This is a genomic window from Halorubrum salipaludis (genome assembly GCF_002286985.1).
Lineage (GTDB): Archaea > Halobacteriota > Halobacteria > Halobacteriales > Haloferacaceae > Halorubrum > Halorubrum salipaludis.
On sequence record NZ_NSKC01000010.1, the window covers coordinates 79565 to 97801 of the forward strand.

15 protein-coding genes are annotated in these 18237 nt (G+C 60.0%); 13 read left to right on the top strand and 2 right to left on the bottom strand.

What is annotated here, in order from left to right:
* Positions 1 to 11: 11 nt before the first annotated feature.
* Positions 12 to 305, bottom strand: coding sequence for a PadR family transcriptional regulator (locus CK500_RS14625; RefSeq protein ID WP_095637957.1), 294 nt, complete (start codon positions 303 to 305; stop codon positions 12 to 14).
* 136 nt (positions 306 to 441) lie between these two features.
* Here CK500_RS14625 and CK500_RS14630 point away from each other — a divergent pair, with 136 nt between their 5' ends.
* From CK500_RS14630 to CK500_RS14690, 13 genes are all read left to right on the top strand, one after another.
* Positions 442 to 609 carry a DUF1931 family protein gene (locus tag CK500_RS14630; protein WP_095637958.1) on the top strand — a complete coding sequence of 56 codons (168 nt, stop codon included), beginning with the start codon at positions 442 to 444 and terminating at the stop codon, positions 607 to 609.
* 75 nt (positions 610 to 684) lie between these two features.
* Positions 685 to 1737 carry an exodeoxyribonuclease VII large subunit gene (xseA, locus tag CK500_RS14635; RefSeq protein WP_095637959.1) on the top strand — a complete coding sequence of 351 codons (1053 nt, stop codon included), beginning with the start codon at positions 685 to 687 and terminating at the stop codon, positions 1735 to 1737.
* 2 nt (positions 1738 to 1739) lie between these two features.
* Positions 1740 to 1922 (top strand): exodeoxyribonuclease VII small subunit, encoded by a 183-nt coding sequence (gene xseB, locus CK500_RS14640; RefSeq protein WP_095637960.1) that lies wholly within the window; start codon positions 1740 to 1742, stop codon positions 1920 to 1922.
* Positions 1923 to 2125: 203 nt separating this feature from the next.
* Positions 2126 to 2374: a hypothetical protein gene (locus tag CK500_RS14645; protein WP_095637961.1), complete on the top strand. Its 249-nt coding sequence runs from the start codon at positions 2126 to 2128 to the stop codon at positions 2372 to 2374.
* A gap of 6 nt (positions 2375 to 2380) precedes the next feature.
* Positions 2381 to 2803 carry a hypothetical protein gene (locus tag CK500_RS14650; RefSeq protein WP_095637962.1) on the top strand — a complete coding sequence of 141 codons (423 nt, stop codon included), beginning with the start codon at positions 2381 to 2383 and terminating at the stop codon, positions 2801 to 2803.
* A 28-nt stretch (positions 2804 to 2831) separates the two neighbouring features.
* Entirely contained in the window at positions 2832 to 4568 is a 1737-nt protein-coding gene (locus CK500_RS14655) for a hypothetical protein (protein WP_198951580.1), read from the top strand.
* 2 nt (positions 4569 to 4570) lie between these two features.
* Complete coding sequence (locus CK500_RS14660; RefSeq protein WP_095637964.1) at positions 4571 to 5407, top strand: hypothetical protein; 837 nt, start codon at positions 4571 to 4573, stop codon at positions 5405 to 5407.
* 2 nt (positions 5408 to 5409) lie between these two features.
* On the top strand, positions 5410 to 6525 hold the full coding sequence (locus CK500_RS14665) for a hypothetical protein (RefSeq protein ID WP_095637965.1): 1116 nt from the start codon (positions 5410 to 5412) through the stop codon (positions 6523 to 6525).
* A gap of 2 nt (positions 6526 to 6527) precedes the next feature.
* On the top strand, positions 6528 to 7649 hold the full coding sequence (locus CK500_RS14670) for a hypothetical protein (RefSeq protein WP_095637966.1): 1122 nt from the start codon (positions 6528 to 6530) through the stop codon (positions 7647 to 7649).
* Entirely contained in the window at positions 7633 to 9867 is a 2235-nt protein-coding gene (locus CK500_RS14675; RefSeq protein WP_198951581.1) for a VirB4 family type IV secretion system protein, read from the top strand. The genes CK500_RS14670 and CK500_RS14675 overlap by 17 nt, the downstream gene beginning before the upstream one ends.
* On the top strand, positions 9860 to 13684 hold the full coding sequence (locus tag CK500_RS14680; protein ID WP_095637967.1) for an ATP-binding protein: 3825 nt from the start codon (positions 9860 to 9862) through the stop codon (positions 13682 to 13684). The genes CK500_RS14675 and CK500_RS14680 overlap by 8 nt, the downstream gene beginning before the upstream one ends.
* Positions 13681 to 14565: a bifunctional DNA primase/polymerase gene (locus CK500_RS14685; protein ID WP_095637968.1), complete on the top strand. Its 885-nt coding sequence runs from the start codon at positions 13681 to 13683 to the stop codon at positions 14563 to 14565. The genes CK500_RS14680 and CK500_RS14685 overlap by 4 nt, the downstream gene beginning before the upstream one ends.
* Positions 14562 to 16088 (top strand): primase-associated protein, encoded by a 1527-nt coding sequence (locus CK500_RS14690; protein ID WP_095637969.1) that lies wholly within the window; start codon positions 14562 to 14564, stop codon positions 16086 to 16088. The genes CK500_RS14685 and CK500_RS14690 overlap by 4 nt, the downstream gene beginning before the upstream one ends.
* 100 nt (positions 16089 to 16188) lie before the next feature.
* On the opposite strand, the gene CK500_RS14695 is transcribed toward CK500_RS14690, so the two are convergent.
* A complete protein-coding gene (locus CK500_RS14695; protein WP_095637970.1) occupies positions 16189 to 17961 on the bottom strand; it encodes a hypothetical protein in 1773 nt (590 codons plus the stop codon).
* Between the last annotated feature and the right edge of the window lie 276 nt (positions 17962 to 18237).

Sequence of the window (18237 nt, forward strand, 5' to 3'; positions counted from 1 at the left end):
TCCGGTGGGTGCTACGTAGGAACCGATTCTTTGCTCTCCAGATACTGGTTTTCCCACTCACGACGCGCCCTGATTTCGCGTTGTCCACGCTGTGTGAGTGTATACACGTTCGTCCGCTTGTCGAGTTCACCTTTCTTGAGGAGGCCTTTATCGACGAGGTCGTCGAGGTTCGGATAGAGCCGCCCGTGATTGATCTCCTGTTCATAGTAGTCGTCGAGTTCGTCCTTGACTGCGAGCCCGTGTGGTTCCTCGAGTCCGGCGATCACGTACAAGATGTCCCGCTGGAATCCGGTTAGATCGTGCATCCGTCTGTTATTCTACTTTTGAGGGGTTGATTAAGTGCTCTCTGGTGTCCAGAGTGCGCATCAGTCGTACTATGGTCGAAATCCCGCATGAGAACTTCGAACCTTTATATGGTGGACAAGAGAAGTCCGCGATGGAATGTCTGACCTAATCGTCAAAGCAGCCGTGAAGGACGCACTCTCGGACAATAACGTCTCGGCAGATTTCTACGACGTCCTCAACGAAGAGGTCGCCGAACTGCTCGACGACGCCGCAGAGCGTGCCGAGGCCAACGACCGGAAGACGGTCCAGCCCCGCGACCTGTAGGCCTGCGTAACGCAGCCCACCCAGGCACTCGAACGTAGCTTTTTGAGGTTCCTGTTCAGAAGTTAGGAAACGGAGATGGCGGACGCACCGGATACCGAACGGCAGGCGGTCGAACCCGATGCGAGGGAGGTCCTTAGCGTGTCCCAGCTGAACGACCGAATCGCGTCGGTCGTCCAGGACACGCCTGCCCTCAACGGCGTCCGCTGTATCGGGGAGGTCACTGACCTCCACAAGAACAGTACGGCGCTCTACTTCACGCTCACCGACGGCGAGGCCGAGCTCCCATGTATGATCTGGGCGAACCGTTACCGGGAGATGGACGCCGACCTCGAGGACGGGACTGAAGTCATCCTCGAGGGTGATATCGACTACTGGGTCGAAGGTGGGAAAATCGACCTCAAACCGTGGGAGGTGATCGTCGTCGGCGACGGCGACCAGGCGGCTGCAGTCGAGCGGCTGCGAAGCGAACTCGAAGAGCGGGGCTGGTTCGACGACGAGCAGAAACAGCAACCGCCGGCGTTCCCGGAGCGGGTCGGCGTCGTCACGTCCCTTCGAGGAGACGCCCGGTACGACATCCAGAACGCCATCCACGGACAGGACCCCACCGTCGACATCCTAGTGAAGGACGCAACCGTCCAGGGGTCGAACGCGCCGACGTCCATCGCGAACGGCATCCACCACCTCGACCGCTCCGAGAATGTCGACGCCATCATTGTCGGTCGGGGCGGTGGGAGCGATTCGAACCTCCAAGCCTTCAACACCGAGCGAGTCGCGGAAGCTATCTTCACCGCAAACACCCCGACCGTCACGGCGATCGGGCATACTGACGACCGGTTAATCGCAGATCAGGTCGCGGATGTGGCAACGATCACGCCGACGGCCGCTGGCGAGTATATCGTGAATTCCCGCGAGGAGTTCTTCGCGGGCGAGGTCAAACCGCTGGCACAGCAACTCGACGCCGCGTACGAAACCTTCCAGCAAGAGCACGAACATGAACGGGAGCTTGCCGAAGCAGTCGACGAGGCGGCCGCACCCGAGGGTCTCCCGCCGGTCTACTACAAGGCCGCAATCGCTGTGCTGCTGTTGCTGTTGTTGGCCATTACTGGGCTTTGGTTGGGGGTGATCTAAGCGTGGCAAACGACCAAGAGATCCACGACCGGCTGACCCGTGTCGAAGAAATCATTGAGCAGCTCGATGCGGACGAGTGTGACCTCGATAAGGGTACAAGGCTCCACGAGGAAGGTCAGGAACTCTTGGCCGAGGTGCGAGAAATCCTCGACAACGGGCGTGGAGAGGTCGTGGAACTCGAGTAGAGTGCCATACCAATCTTAACCAACAGTCAACGGCATCTAACCCCATTGTTGGTTAACGGAACCTTTGCAAGGTGAACGGACTATCTGATTATAATTTACTTTAGAATTTTGCGCCAGTTGGTGGCCAGAAAGCATATACCGATCTTCTAGCTATCGCACCACCATGGACCGGGGCTCAACCGGTGCATACCCACCCCGCACATATGATCACACGGGCAGTCACCATCGAAGACATCGATGATCTGTATCTGACGTGGAACAGCCATATCAACGGTTCCGCCCTCTATCGCCGCGCCCTCCGAGACGAGATGGAGCTTCGCGACGTCGACCCTGACGAGCTTCGAGATCTCTTCGAACGGGCCCGCGAACAGGGCTACACGAAAGAAGAAATCGTCGAGGAGACCAATCGCTACGCCGATCTCAAAGCACTCGTCGACGACGCAGAGGAGTAACCCGCTATGTCACAGGACAATACGCCCTCCGAGACGGTCCCGAATCGCGCCGAAAGTCAGCCGACGGCATCGAGTAGGCTTCCCAGGCAAGCTGTGTTCATCGTCGTCGTCCTGAGTCTGTTCGCTGTGGAACCCGCCGCCGCACAGACGAACGCCGTCTGTAGCGCAGACAACCTCCCCAGCATGATCGAGGGCTTCTTCCAGCTTACCACGGCGCTGGGTATTGTCGGCCTCGCAGTCGTGTGGCAGGCCGACTCCCTCATCGAGATGTTCACGATCACGCCCGAGCAGAAGAAGGGTCTCAAGCGTCACAAGCGATCGGCGATGAAGTCTACGGTCGTTCTCGTCGCCCTTGGACCACTCTACACCGTTGCCGGATCGATGATGAACCTCCCGCTGGCGCAGTGCGTAGATCTCGCCCCCTGGTAGGCGACTACCGCCCCCGTCGCGAGCCCCTATGAAACAACGAGAGCTCTCCGTGCTTATGGCCGCCCTGTTCGTGACGAGCCTAGTCACGGGTCTCGCTACTGCAAGCCCGCCACGGCCAGGCACGGAGGGGAATGGACTCACTGCGAATGAATCAGCGACGCTGTGGTCTCGCGACGCGGACAACTACATCAGCCAGGAGGAGTACCAGCAGCGATACGGCGAGGACCGTTCCGCTGTCCATCAAGTAGCAAACGGGACGGATATCACGTTCAAACAGCCGCCGGCGACTGCGGCAACGTGGACGCGGAACGACTTCGAGGACCTCGACGCTGGCGGAGCAGATACTTCCATGCATCCGCAGCACGCGGACCTTGAGGACGGTGTCTTCATCGAGGATGCCCACGCCACCATCTTCGCGGTCCAGCCCTCTACTCGTGGCCACCTCGAGTCCGGTGAAACCCCACTCTACATCGCGCCGAATGGGACGATGCGCGGGTTCATTGATTACCGGGTTCGCGTGCCCAACGGGAGTTCCTCCGGCAACACGACTATCTCGTGGTCGCTCACCGAGCACGAGATCGACGAGGTCCGATTGAAGAAGAACGGCGAGACCATCGCCGAGCGTGACGGGTCCCATACGCCTGCCCTCGACTACCAGATCGAGGACGACTGGAGCGCGAATCTCACGCTAGAAGCAGAGATCAGCGTTCGTCTGAAGAAGACCGTCAGGACCGACCTGGGTGACCAGACGGACGTCGACATCACCTACCGGACGGAATCACGCAACGTCTCTGATTCGATCGCCGTCGAGATTTACGATCTCTCGGCGTACCCCTACTACGCCGAGTACCCGAACGGCGACGCCGGCGTGGCCATCTTCCAGTCGCGGCCGTGGCAGGGATATACGCTCACGGAAGACGGTGAGGCACGGGTCCGTGGCGTCTGGCGGTTCTATACCGCTCGGAACACCAACTGGGATACACTCGTCAGGTCGAACCGGACCGACAGCGCCACCGTCGAGTCTGACGCGATTCCGGTCTATGTTCACGCGTACCCGTCGCGAATCGGCCCGCGTGCTGAACCAGTTCGCGATGGCCCAGAGATCATCGACATCTGGGGCACTGACCGACCGTCTCCGGTCGGCACGCTCGGCGAGGACATCAACATCGACATCGTCAACCAGTCGTACACGACGACGTACGGTGTTGCGGTTCGCGCGGAGAACGTCGACCGTGACGCGCTCCAGGTAGCGGGGATCGTACGGGGCGTGAACGCCTCGATTGTGGCACCTGACGCTGGCTCTGAGCGGCAGCTCCGGCGCAGTAATTTGACTGTTGAGGTGCTCCAGCAGAACGAAAGTCAGGCCACACTCCGCATCGAACTCCGGGACAACGAGACCGGCGCACCAATCGTGCTCAGCGATCCCGACCGACGATATCCAATCGGTGGGGCCACTCGCAACGGGTACATCACCGTCGCGGAGCAACGCGTCGAGACCAACGCCTCCGGGGTGGCGATCGTGACGATCGACGAGCCGGGTATCTACACGGCACGGTACCATCCGGGTTCGTGGCTCGGGCACGACCCCGCGTATGTGAGTGCGACGGCAACAGCTCGGTGGCATCCGCTCGGCACCATCGACGGTTGGTTCGCGTTCATTTTCGAGGTTGGCTGGCAGCTCATCCCGTTCATTGTGATGTTCTACGCTGGCAAGCGGCTCCTTCGAATGCTCGGTCCAGAAGACATCTTCCAACGGAACCCATAGTCATGACTAGAAACCACCCACACATCAGTCGGCGAACCGCCCTCCGAACAGTCGCAGGTGCCTCCCTCGTGAGCGTCGCTGGCTGTCTGAACGACAATGGCGGTTCTGGGACGCCTGGTGACGGAACGACCTCTCCAGATGGCAACGGCCCACTCACGCGTATCGCTGTCGAGGGGACAACACTCGTCGTCGAACTCTCCGGAGAGGCCGACATTGACCAGGTCAATCTCATCCAACCGAACGACGAGCTATTCGGGAAGCGTGACGTAGCTGCGGGTGCTCAACAGGTCTCGTTTGAGATCGGCACCGCATATGCGCCCGGTGAATATCGCGTACTCGCGTTGAAAGGGGAGGAGACAGTAGTTGAGACAACGACTGAACTCCGTCCAGAGATGCAGATACAGGATGTCGGACTCTATCGGAATAACCCAGATAAGTCGTGGGACGAAGTCTATGGTGAGAGCGAGACAGACCGGATCAAGAATGGCGAGGCATTCGTCACGGTAGAGAACACAGGAAGTGGTCCGGAAGCGATAACTGAACTAATCTTCTCTGGGGACGTTCCCAATCCAATTGAGAACCCCAGAGGTAGTGGAATGCACGAAACCGACCGGGTAGTGGTCTCCCCTGGCGAGACGGCCGACCTGTTCAGTAATTCGTTCCCGTTCGGTTCAGAGAGTGAGGACGGAATGGGGTGTTCCCCAGATGGTAACAGCGGGCAGTTCACGGTTATCGTCGAGACTCGAGTCGGTGGAAATCGGGTCACGAGTACCTACAATGTCCAGTATTCCGGGTCTGACGAGATGACAGACTGTGAGGTCACGATCACGGAGGCCTGACGATGGTTGATCTCATTGACGTCGTTCTTGAGGGTATCAAAGGCGTCGTTGATTGGTTCATCGGGCTCTTCATGGACGGTCTCAGGTCGGGGTATGAGACTCTGACTGAGGGAATGTTCGGAACCCCGACCCCAGAGACGAACGGAGCATTTGTCTTCGGTGAACCAACCAACGCACCCTGGCCAGCGATTCACGATGCTCTCATCGGCGGCGAAATCATGCTGGTTGCCCTTTTGCTCCTTGTGATGAGTGTTCAGGGCCGTCACACGGTTCGGATCTTCAATATTGGAAGTACCTACGAAGCCCGAAAAACGAAGAAGACGGCCTGGGTCGGTGCTTTTCTAATCATTACGTGGTATTGGGTTGGAACTCTCGCACTCTACCTCGTCGACGGGTTCACCATTGCACTAATGCCGGAGCTTTCCTCCGTAGCCTCTGCAATGCTTCAGTTCTTGGGCGCAGCCATCACAAACCCAGGGCTGGGGCTATTGTTCGCCGTGATTGGTGGAATCTCGATGTGGGCGCTGGAGGCGCTGTTCTACATCCGGATGATTCTGCTGTATGTCTACCTGTACGGAATGCCGATTGCATTTGCACTGGCCTACGGAAACATTCCGGTCGTATCCGATATCGCGATGGGGTTCTGCAAACGGTTTGTCCCGTTGGCTGTCCTCCCGCTCCCGGCAGCGATGGTCCTCAAGGGGTACGACTTGATCTACGGCGGTGGGACGCTCACACCAGGAACAGCGTTCCTCAAATATCTCGTCGCTGCGTCCCTCCCGCTGGTCGCCCTCTACATCACGTGGAAGACGTTCAAATACGCGACCCCGTTGACGGCCAAAGTCGTCGGCGGTGCAACGAAAGGCGCAGCACTCGTTGGCGGTGTCGCCGCTGGAGCCTACGTCGGTGGCGCCGGCGTCGCGACGACCGCCGCTCGGTGGGGGCCGAAAGCCGCCGCTGGCCACGCCGTCGCACAAAAAGCGGCTGCCCGCGGTGGACATGGAGGAGACGATGGCGGGACGCCATCGTACCGTCGAACAGAGAATGACCCTGGTGGAGCGACAGCGGAATCGGCGAGTGACGACCGTGGGATGGAGTTTGATCGAGGAATCCACTAACAATGTCAGCAGATCAAGACGCGGCCGCACGGCGCATCATGGATCAGTTCGGCGAGGAGAGTCGCATCCCGTATCTCAATATCGAGGAAGGGGACGTCGGCATGCTCATCGCCTTCCCCATTATTGGGCTGTTTATCGCTGGCCTCACCGGGATCGAATCACTGGCCCTCCCGTTCGTCGCTGGCGGGCTTGGCTTTGGCGTTGCCGTCATCTACGTCTCACCAACCCACCTGAACGCCTGGACGTGGACCAAAGACGTCTATCGGTACCTCAAACGGCCGCAGGTCACGTTTAGTGCACCCGCCGACGCCGACACGAGTACCAACGAGTCAGAGCGTAATGAAGGCGGACTCGCGAACTACACGCCGTTCAAGCCGGACGAACGGACACAGGACCTCACGAACATCAAGCGGGCGTGGCCGGGCGCTGGTGCCATCCAGCGTGAAGACGGCGCGATGGAGGCGTTCATCGAGATCGATCCGGCCAACATGGATTTCGCGATGTCCGACGACTGGGCGCAGCTCCAAGACGCTGGCGAAGAGTTCGCCAACAAAGAACTGGACTCGAAGCTCAAACTCCACGCCACAACCCGTTCATTTCCGGTGGAGCAGATCACCGAGACCATCGAGGAGCGCCTCACTGACGAAGACGTCACGGAGAACCCGATTTTCCGGGAACTCCTCGAAGAGTACCGGGAGACACGGCCGAAGGAGATGCGTGACCGGGGCATCCAGCAGGTCCGGTACTACATCGGCGTTGAAGTCAGCCCGATAGAAGTGTACGACCGCTTCCGCGACGAGGGCACGCCCGCCGAGAAGCTGACGCAGTTCCCCGTGATCGGGTTCCTGTTCAACCCGTTCGTGACCCGCCGCGAGGACCTCACGGACGTCGAGCGCCGCGCACAGATGTTCGAGAAGCTGGATAGCCGGGTCAACGATGTGCGGTCGGAGTTCATCCAGCAGGCGTCCGGGTGGTCCGCACGCCGGCTCAGCACGGTCGAACTCTTCGTGTTGAATATGGACTTCTGGAACGGCCGCGAACACGGGTACGACGACGCAGAGAGCGTCGTTCGCGAACAATCCATCATCGGCCACTCGCGCCGGGAGGATGACCACGATGCGTAACCTCGTCCTCCAGACGGGCAGCAGAGCCGTTGGCCAGCTCACGAAGTGGCTCACGAATCCGACCTCAGCTGAAGGTGCGGCTCTCTACATCCTGCTCGCGGTACTAGTCGGGATCGGCGGGAAATTCCTCTGGGACTGGTACACCGAAGACGACGAGGAAGAGGTCGAGTTCTCGGATCTCCTCGACGAGGAGACCATCGAACAGGGCGCGGCCGAACGCCAACTTCTCGACGACATCGCCGAGTCACACAAAACGGTGACCGCGCCGGCGGCGATTGAGTGGGAGACGCGCGCGGCACGGGTCGGCGAGCAGTGGACGACGACGCTGTACATCGCTGACTACCCGGACTACCCCAACGACGGCTACCTCTCCGAGCTCTTCGAGATGACGGACGTGCAGTTCGATTTGACGGCCCACATCACGCCGAAGAACCAGGAGCGGGCGCGGAACGAACTGCAGGATATCGCTGACGACCTTCAGGTGGACGCTGACCTTGAACAGAGCGTGCGGAGTGCCTACCTACAGGAACGCGCCAACGAGGCCGCAGCGACGTACAAGGCCGTCGAGAATGGCGCGAACGTCTTCGACCAGGGGATGTTCATCACGGTCCGGGCCGACGAGAAGGAGGACCTCCGCGACGCCGTCCAGAAGGTCAAGAGCGCGCTCCGCGACGACCCGGCGAACCTCACGCCGAAGACGGCGATCTGCCGGCAGGATCTCGCCCTTCAGTCCGCCGCACCCATCGGTGACAACGAGTTCGGGCGGACGTCGATTGCGCTCGGCGGCGCCGTCGGCGCGTTGCTGTCCTCGCCGCACAACGCGACGATCCTCGAGGAGGGCGGCGTCGAGTTCGGGATCCACAAGGACAACCAGAGCCCGGTCGTCATCGACCCGTTCGCGCGGGACAACGGGTACGCGATGTTCACCGTCGGTGACACGGGGTCGGGGAAGTCGTTCAGTTCGAAGCAGAACTTCATTCGCTCCATCGAGCAGAGCAAGGACCGCATCGGCATCATCCTCGAGCCGTTGAACAACTGGGCCGGCGTCGCCGAAGCCCTCGACGCCAAACGCATCACGGTCGGCGGGACGCTCGGCCTCAATCCCCTGGAGATTCGAGAGACGCCCGAGCACGTCCAGCGCGCGATGGGCGAGGACGCCAGCCCGTTCAACGAGAAGCTCGACGACGCGATGAGCTTCCTGACGAACTTCTTCGCGCTCCGCGGCATCTCGCTGGGCGACCGCCGGACGACGCTGGAACTCGCGCTCAAGCGAGCGTACAAGCGTAACGGAATCACCGACGATATCTCCACGCACGACAATCCGAGCCCGACGATTCGGGATATGATGGACGTCTTCGAGGACATGGTTGACGACCCCGAGGAGTTCGTCGTCCGGTCCGACGAGGAGGCGGGGAAGATCAAGGAGGACGCAACGTGGCTCCTCGACCAGCTCCGCCCCTTCGAGAACGACGGTCGGCACGCCAACCTCGGCCAAGAATCGGACTTCGACATCCGCGACGAGAAGGTGATCTACCTCGATCTCGCCCAGCAGGAAGGCAGCGTCGACAGCAGCACGGCGCTGACGATGCAGCTGCTGATCTCGCTGGTGTATGAGCGGGCGAAAGTCTCGGAGAAGGAGGTCGTGTTCTACATCGACGAGGCGCGTTACATTATGCAGGACGCCGCGAGTCTGGCGTTCCTCGAGACAGTGTTCCGCCACCACCGGCATCACGACCTCTCGATCCGTCTGGTCACCCAGACGGTCGACGAGTTCTTCGAGCACGCCGAGAGCGAGGCCATTCTGGACCAGTGTGCGGTCAAGCAGTTCCACCGCCTCGACGGGATGGACGAGGAGTGGGCCGACGAGTTCGGCCTGAACTACGCACAGATGCGGTTCGTCCAAGATGCCGTGCCGGGCAACGAGGACGCCGGCTTCTCCGAGGCACTCGTGGGCGTCGACGGCGAGTGGCGCGGCATCCAGGTCAAAGCGATGCCCAAGGAGAAGCAGGTCATCGACTTCGACCCGACCTCACAGGTCCGATCCTCACTGCCCGGCGCCGGCGACGAAGCCGTCGATACCGAGATGGAGGAGTTCCAGGAAGAGCTCGAGCATCGAGCAACGAACGGAACGAACGAAACGAGCGAACTGAACGAGGAATCAGACGCCGTCGAAGCTGAGCCAGACGGCGGGTCAACGGAGGAGACCAACGATGGCTGAGTACTTGCGCGTCACGCCGACATCCGAGCGACTTGACCCGGAGAGCATCTCCCGCGTCCTCGACAGTCTCCACAAGCTGACCACGCCCGGCTCGTCGGGCCTCGGGGCGAAGCTGAACCCGCTCCACAGTGAGACACCACCCCGATTCGAGTTCCTCGCGATCAGTGATGGCCCGGACGACCCGGTAGAGTTCTTCTACGGGGCCGATGCGCACCTCGATACGCTCGAGAAGCGCCTCCGTTCCATCTATCCAGCCACGTTCGACATCGAGCGCGTCGACGTCGACGTCGCTGCCCGGCTCATTCAGCCAGTCGAGTTCACACCGCAGGAATTCGTCGACCACTACGAGGCCGGGCGGCTGCAGTACGAGTTTGGCCCGGCAGAACAGTACGACATCGTCGACGAGGAATCAAGGGACTCCGAGTCAGCCGAAGCAGACCCCGTTGTCGACGGCGGTACGGCAGCCACGAGAGTCCCCGATCATCACGTGACTGTCGGGGACTCAGCCCTTGAACTAGCACCGCCCGATGCACTTCCAGACGACGAGGAAGAGCAACGGGCCATCGAGAAGCCGACGATGACACCAGCGGGAACGATTCTAGCTCGCCCGGCACAAAACGCTGTCTCGCCGCTCGGTGTCCGGTGGTGTGGCGCCGCGTCGCGGAAGCAGGACTGGATGACCTCGCTGACGCCGTTCACGACAGAGGAAACGAGCGGCGATCTCTCGTCCGTCGACGAACCCGGCGCGGCGCTGGCGTCGCTGATCGACCATCTGATGGAGGCGAGGGCGCCGACCGCCTTCCAGGTGGTTTTCCAACGGCGTGCCAGCTGGCAGTCCGATGCGGAGGTGCGGAAAGAGGACCTCGTCGACGGCCGCGACACATTCTTCCAGGAGGTCGTCGGGTCGTTACTTGAGGTCGAGGAGCAGCGGAGCGACCAGGACGACCGGCAGCTCAGCGAGGCCGTCGAGAAGCGCATCGAGTACATCGACGCGAAGAACGCCAAACGGTCGTTCACGGTCAACATCCGGGCCGTCGGCGTCCCCACCGACGATACCCACGACGACCTCGATGGCCGGATGGACTCGCTCCTCCCCGTGTTCGACCCGCTTGATGGGCCGTTCTACGAGGTCGAGGGACAACGCCTCCGAGACAGCGGCTTCCGTGAGAAAACCAAGGAGAAGAAGGCACGGGCCGCTCTCCAGCGCCTCCTCAATCGCGAGTTGACGACGGGCCGGGGGAAGACCCGCCCCGAGCTGGTCCTCTGTGGGACGGAGCTCGCGAACTTCGTCCTCGTCCCCTCCTCCGAACAGTTGACCGTCGAAGGGACGCGGGGAACCAGAGCCGAACAACAGAGTCGGAACCCGCTCCCGTGGCCCAATCCGGATCTGATCCAGCAGTTCCAAGACGGGATGGCCATCGGCTACGCGCTCGACGAGAACGGTGAGCCACGGCCGGACCCCATTCGGATCCCGCCGGACCTGTTGCCGACGCATTACGGGCGGTTCGCGTCGACTGGTGGCGGGAAGTCGAAGGCCATCATCAACGACGCCCTCTCGCTCCGCGAGACGACTGGTGGCCCCGTCGTCCTCGTCGACCCGAAGGGCGACGGGATGTGTGAGAACTACCTGCGCTGCCACTACGAACGATTCGGTGGTTTGGACGACGTCTACCACTTCCGCGTCCCGGAGACGATTCCCGCGTTCTCGTTCTTCGACATCCGGCCCGCGCTCGAGGCTGGTCGCAACCGTGAGGACGCGATTCAGGACAAGGTCGACCATTTCCACGACATCCTCCGGATGATTATGGGCCGCGAGCAGTACGGGCAGGCGTTCGTCGCGAACGAGATCCTGAGTTACCTAATCAAGGCGCTGTTCGACGAGGAGTACGGGAGCGACGTGTTCGGGCTGGACGACCTCTTCGCCGCCGCCCTCCGGATGCAGCGCGACCAGACGATTCCCCCGGTCTCAGCGGACAACCAGAACATCGAGGAATCGCTGACGCGCCACTTCGCGAAGGACAACCACCAGTTCCAGGTGTCGATGGACGCCGTCGGGAACCGCCTCGACAAGCTCAAAGAGGACGCGCATCTCCGGCGAATCTTCAGCCACGTCCCTGAGCAGAACGACGCCGGCGAGTACGTCGACAACCGCTTCGACTTCCGCGAGTTCCTCGATGAAGACGCGACCATCATCTTCGACCTCGGCGACCTTCGGCCGGAGGCACAGCGAGCGATCACACTCCTGCTGTTGAGCAACCTCTGGGACGCCGTGCAGGTGCGCCGTCGCGACGGTCAGACCGACTACGAGAAGCTCACGAACCTCATCATCGAGGAGGCGGCGCCGGTCGCGTCGACGAAGCTCGTCTCCGAGCAGCTACTGCCGCAGGGCCGATCGTTCGGGCTGAGTATGGGACTCGTGATGCAGTTCCCCGAACAGGTGCGGAACCGGAACGAGCGGGCCTACGACGAGGTGCTGAACAACATCAAGACGAAGCTCATCGGCAACATCTCGATCGAGCGCGACCTCGCGGAGTCGCTTGCCCACGAGGACCTCAGCCCGACCGAACTCCGCAACCGGATCAACACGCTTCCGAGCGGCGAGTGGATCGCGCAGCTCCCGAGCCCGTCCTTCGGGGAGACTGGTCCGCCGCCGTTTTCGTTGAAGCCCCTCCCGATTGCGCCGGGGCATCCAGAAAGCGACCAGCCGCTCACAGAGCCCCAAGAAGACCATTTCGAGTCCGTGTCCCGGCCACGGATGGTCGAGCGGACACAGGCCCAGCACGGGCTAACAGAGCCGACTGGGTCGAGCACTGCTCCGGAAGAGACTGGCTGGGGGAGTTCGGGGGCCGAGACGACGGGCTCGGCTACCGACGGCGACTCAGGAACGGACCCGACGCAATCCGCGTTCATCAGCAAATCGACGACCGAGGACGCATCGACGTCGACCACGCCGACCGAGACGGACAGCGACCCAGATGCAGACGAGTCAGGGATGAGCTCCCTGTTCGGGCAGGCCACCGAAACGGACGAGGACCCAGCTGGTGACCAAGCAGCGCAGCCGGAGAACGGGGCAACGCCCGTCCAGGAAAGCAGCGTACCCGTCCCCGATGACGAACTCCGACAACGCGGGCTCAGCCGTGACGATGTCCGGTTCCTGAATCGGGTCCTCGACGTGATGAACCGGGAGGACGACGAGTACACGCTACTGGACAGGATGAGCCAGCTCCGGGACGAATACGACGACCTCCATATAGAGCGGCTCACGGAGCAGGACCTCCTAGAAGCGGACTCCGCGGCGGGGCGCAAGTACTACACCGTCCTCCCCGACGGTCGAGACCTCCTCGGGAGAGAATTGAAGGCGGGACCAGGAGCGGGCGATCTCGGCGAGAAAACGCCACACAAGGTTGGCGTCCGGCTCCTCGAACTGTGGTTCCACCAGCAGGGCAACGTCGTTCGCGTGGACCCGTACTACGAAACCGACGACGGCACCGTACTGGACGTGGCCGGCTTCGACGAGGACGGCGATCTCGTCTGGGCCGGCGAAGCAGAACTCGCGAGTAACAACCGGCACGCCCCAGTCGAGGATTACGACAAACTCAGCGCGGTGGATGCTGACGCGATCTGGGCCTTCAACAATCGCGAGACGGCGCTCGACGTACTGGATAGCCTTGCCGACGCGGACCGAATCGACGAGCGGGTCAGCGGGCGGGCGGCACGGTCGTTTGCGACCATCAGAAACGCCGTCGACGAGTTCGATGCTGCGGGGCTGACCACCGTTCGGGGCTTCAAAAATCTCGATCAAGACTTCAACCAATGACTTGGCGACAGGCGACCCGCGAGGAGATTTACGCCTACTACGCCGAGGAGTTCCCCCGCTATCTGGATGACCTGCCGGAATTCATCACGGCGAACGGCCCGAAACAGTACGCCGTCGCCTTCCGCGAGTCCCACCCGGTACGCAAAGACGAGGTGCCGGACAAGGACTTCATCCGCCGGGATACGTGGCAAACAGATGCGTCGGGGGACCGAACGACGCCCGAGTTCGACGACTTCGAGGACGTCGTTGAGTTCATTCGGCACCCCGCTCGTAACGACCCGCTGGGGCGGAGCGAGTTCGCACTCGCTGATCCGGAGGTGCTGGAGCAACCGGACCCACGGCCCGACGCCGTCTACTACGCGCTGGATCACTGGGAACGACCCTGGGTCCTCCTCGTTGACATCGACGCGAAAGAGATCGCCCGGGCCCGAGCGGACGAGATGGTCTCAGCGGATGTCGACGATCGGGACGACGATGCGCTCCTCGACGCTGCGGGCATCCTCGACGCCGCTCCCGAGGGGTATCCGTACGCCTTCGAAGATGTCGACCGCGCCATCGAGTACGGGTTCGAGCTGAGGGATATCTTCGAGGACGATTTCGACGCCGAGGAAACGATGGTCGTCTACAGCGGGCAGGGTGTCCACGTCTACCTACTGGATACCGATCCGGCGCACCGATACGACGAGCAGAGTCGCGAGGTGTTGAACGACCTTCTCCTCGAGACGTACGACATCCCGATCGACCCCGTCGTGACCGCTGACCGCCGGCGGGTCGCCCGCTTGCCCTATTCACTTCACGCCGACGTCTGTAGCATCGTTCAACCCATCGAGAGCCCGGCGTTCGACGTTCGGTCGGCGACACCGGAGGTGATCGACGAATGAGTCCGAGTACGCCCACCGACGACGAGGACATGGCGTATCGAGTTGCGGCACTCCCACTGGAGTACGGTGAGACCCGCATCAACCAGCTGTTTACGCGTGGGTACAATCGATACGTCGTCGACGGCGAGGACCAACCCGAGGACCTCGTGAACGACGTCGAGCGGTTCGGGACGGCGGCGTTCAAAGAGCAGGTTCGTGCCGACGCCGCTGATGAGCCGTTCGTCGACGAACCGGGGACGCTCGCTGTGCTCGCGACCCTAAGTGCGATCTGTGTGAAAGAGCACCCGAAGTTCGAGCACGCGTCGCCCCGGAACATCCAGGTGCTCTACGACATCCGAGAGCTGTACGTCAACAATCTCGCCTCCCTCATCCGGGCCCACGGGGATGGGTCGCTCCAACAGGACATCGCCGATGTGCTGTACAGCAAGGAGCCCGGTGAAGATGGCCCGCATCCGGGTCGGGTCTGTACGGGCATCACAGAGATGCCAGAATTCGGGGATTGCCTCTACCTCGAAATCCCGATGGCGGCGGCGTCACGCAAATGTCTCGTTCGAGCGGAGGGCGAGTCATCGACGGGGAGTGACGATGGCGGGGAGATACTGACGCGAGTGAAGGACAACAACCTGTACGTCCCGGTCGGTGATTTCGACAGCAAGTATCGGGACTACGCTGAGCGGGCATTCAAGAAGCTCCTGCGGCTGCAAGAAGACGGACTCTCCGACGACCAGCTATCGTGGCTGACCACGAACGAGTCGGCGATTACGGAGCGGATCGACCGCTTCCTCGAGACCGGCCATCACGAGCGAATCTGGCGGAACTGGGACCGTGGAGAACGGACGATTCGCGTCCTCCGGCGGGCCCTGAGTGACGCGCCCAATGACGTGGCGCAAAAGGGTGAGTTCCACACGGCGAAAGAGCTCTATCGAGCGGTTACGGCGTACGATGCCGAGGATGACTGGGAATCCTCAGTAACAGACTGGATATCGAGTCCGAGCAGTCTCGCGAAGACGCTGGCCGACCACGAGTCCCACTCGGCCGTCACCATCGACCGCGACGGGCGCGTCAATACGTACCGAATCGGGCGAGCCGGAACCGGCGCCGAACAGATCGAAGTGCGAGAGATCGAGGACCTCTTCGAACTCCCCTGTATGGTGAATATGGAGGAGCGACTACACGAGAAGAAGCCCGTCCGGAAGGACCTCTATAACTTCGCGCGGATGGTGATGTGGCTGCCGCATTACCAAGACAGCAGCCTCGACGAGATCGTCGCGGACCTCAAGGACGTCTTCTCCCGGTGGCCGTGGTACGACGAGCAGGAGACCGAGTACCAGGTTCGTTACGAATTCTCGAACACGATCGACGGCGACACGCCGTTGCCGATGAACTGCGATAACGACGATCTACAGCGCTACTGTATCGGCCAGGACCAGTGTCCCTACTCGATCTGGGGCAGCCTCCCGTTCCCGGATGAGATGTACGAGCAGGTTGAGGAGGAGTCCGCCGGCCCCACTGAGCAATTCTGATTCAGAGAGTGGGATATGGCAGCAGTCTATCGTTGGCTTCGCACCGGTATAGTCCTATAATCATACAGTCGATGATAGAAACACTACCCTCAGCAACAACTTATGACGATTGGATCAGCTCGTCCAATTCATCCACAATCCACCCACCAGTAGCCCCCTTTGCAACAATTTCGTGACGAACTCCATCGTTGTACACTAACTCTAGCTCCCGGTGATATTCCGGCCCAGAGCGCCCCTCAATCATCGCCTCCAGACACCGTAACATGAACTCACTATACTTCCACGGCAATGATCCCTCTTCATACTCTCTCAAGTCGCTACACCTCGTGAATAGGATTTCCGTGATATACTTCTTGAACTGGTGTGGAATCTCTTCAGTCGTCAGAATCTCTTGGTGACACGACAACATAATCTCTACTGCCGACTTAGGAATGGTTCCACCTCGATCTCGCCGATACGATTCTAGCGCTATGAATTCGTCAAAGTCACCATCCTCATCCTTCACATCATACTCGTCGTTTTTAACCAGCCGCTCCATAATCCGGAGTAAATCTCCCATGTTACTGATCATCTCATACATTAATCGGGAGTAGTCGTTCGGCCATTCGCTATCTGGATCAGTTTCCTCCGTATTCTCGTAGTTCTCGCACATTAGGCGCGTCATCGATTCGTAATAATACAACCACATATGCCAGTCAATTCGCTGGTAGAACGCCTCACGCACCATAATATCAAAGAAACTGATGGCGATGAAGAGCGGGTCGTTAAACACGTAGTCCTTCGAGCGATTCACGGATGTCAACCGCTGAGCGTTGTACTTATCGTAGTCCTTCGTTCCCTGATCGCGCAGCATCTCTTTGGCCGTATCCCCGACCGGCTTGTACGCATCTAATTCCTCAGCACGAGAGCAATCCGAGAACAACGCATGCAACAACCGATTATCGGGATCAACTCGATATCGGTAGATCCCGTCCATCGACATATTATTCGAGATTTCTTGATACAGCAAGCTGTTTTCTTCTCGAAGGAGCGTTGTGAGGTACTGGTGCGTAACGTCTCGACGCCGAAACCCGTCGAGGTCGGTGTCTAAGATGATGTCAATCCCGAGCCCAGGGTCAAGAATTGGGTGTTTAGCGCCGAATTCAGGGTCCAACAGCAGAGTTTCTGTGTAACTGGAGGCGCCTTCTGCCGAGTCTGCAAGCCGGTACCGTAGCGCTGCGAGGTAGTATGTTGCTTGCCGACGCTTCAGTTCAAAGCTGTCTCGTACACGCTCACGAGCAGTTTGCTCTGCGTTATCTTCCTCTACATATTTGATCAAAGGCGAAGAGTCATCGAGTTCTTCTGCTTCTTCTTCAGTCTCGATAAGGGTGTGTGTGACTGTAATATCGATGTCTCGCCATTGTTGTTCACTCGGTGGAGTGGGTTTCTTCGGGTGGTCGATAAGGGGTGTATAGTTGTCCCGAAGCACTTCCACGAGCGTAGCGTATTCGCCCCGGTTGTAGAGGTCTCGAAGTGTGGATAAGAGCATTTGTTCGTTGCGAATACGCACGCTTTTGCTTAGGAAGACTCCGAGGAATATGCCCATGATCGTGATGGCCGCAGCTAACTGGATGAATTCGATTTCGAGAGCAGTGATTTCGATAGGGGATTGTGTGTAAGAGGTAGTCAGGCTCCAAAGTGTGGTATTGTCGGTGTTCTGTAAGTAGATGCTTCTGGCGTAGCTCGCTAGAACGGTCAGTCCGAGAGCTGTGAGAAGGGCTGCAAAAGGTTTGTTCCAGAGTGTATAGGTAACTCGGAGCTGTCGATAACGCGGTAGAACGCTGTAGATGGCGACAATGGTGGCGAAAAGTGTGAATATAAATAATTCCGCCATTTTCCAGGGAGTGGTTCTCGAGGTTTATTAACTGTAAGTATTTGCACAGCCGTCTATCCAGCGACAATCAGATGGAACATCAAGCAAGATACGCGCCCCGTGTTCAGCACGTCAGCTGAAACCCATCAAAACAGATGAATTATAAGAATTTCCTAGATAGTAGAAACAGATCCACTATAACCCCGTCGAGCAATTGTCAGCGTCTAACACGGCCGAAATCGAGGGAATCGGGGATATTCCACAATTCGAAGTGCCGAGTCGGAGGGTCTTGAGAGG

Bases quoted from the DNA above. Each gene is read 5' to 3' on its own strand.
- CK500_RS14625 (WP_095637957.1), bottom strand. From the start codon at position 305: ATGCACGATCTAACCGGATTCCAGCGGGACATCTTGTACGTGATCGCC.
- CK500_RS14630 (WP_095637958.1), top strand. From the start codon at position 442: ATGTCTGACCTAATCGTCAAAGCAGCCGTGAAGGACGCACTCTCGGAC.
- xseA (WP_095637959.1), top strand. From the start codon at position 685: ATGGCGGACGCACCGGATACCGAACGGCAGGCGGTCGAACCCGATGCG.
- CK500_RS14645 (WP_095637961.1), top strand. From the start codon at position 2,126: ATGATCACACGGGCAGTCACCATCGAAGACATCGATGATCTGTATCTG.
- CK500_RS14650 (WP_095637962.1), top strand. From the start codon at position 2,381: ATGTCACAGGACAATACGCCCTCCGAGACGGTCCCGAATCGCGCCGAA.
- CK500_RS14655 (WP_198951580.1), top strand. From the start codon at position 2,832: ATGAAACAACGAGAGCTCTCCGTGCTTATGGCCGCCCTGTTCGTGACG.
- CK500_RS14660 (WP_095637964.1), top strand. From the start codon at position 4,571: ATGACTAGAAACCACCCACACATCAGTCGGCGAACCGCCCTCCGAACA.
- CK500_RS14665 (WP_095637965.1), top strand. From the start codon at position 5,410: ATGGTTGATCTCATTGACGTCGTTCTTGAGGGTATCAAAGGCGTCGTT.
- CK500_RS14670 (WP_095637966.1), top strand. From the start codon at position 6,528: ATGTCAGCAGATCAAGACGCGGCCGCACGGCGCATCATGGATCAGTTC.
- CK500_RS14675 (WP_198951581.1), top strand. From the start codon at position 7,633: ATGACCACGATGCGTAACCTCGTCCTCCAGACGGGCAGCAGAGCCGTT.
- CK500_RS14680 (WP_095637967.1), top strand. From the start codon at position 9,860: ATGGCTGAGTACTTGCGCGTCACGCCGACATCCGAGCGACTTGACCCG.
- CK500_RS14685 (WP_095637968.1), top strand. From the start codon at position 13,681: ATGACTTGGCGACAGGCGACCCGCGAGGAGATTTACGCCTACTACGCC.
- CK500_RS14690 (WP_095637969.1), top strand. From the start codon at position 14,562: ATGAGTCCGAGTACGCCCACCGACGACGAGGACATGGCGTATCGAGTT.
- CK500_RS14695 (WP_095637970.1), bottom strand. From the start codon at position 17,961: ATGGCGGAATTATTTATATTCACACTTTTCGCCACCATTGTCGCCATC.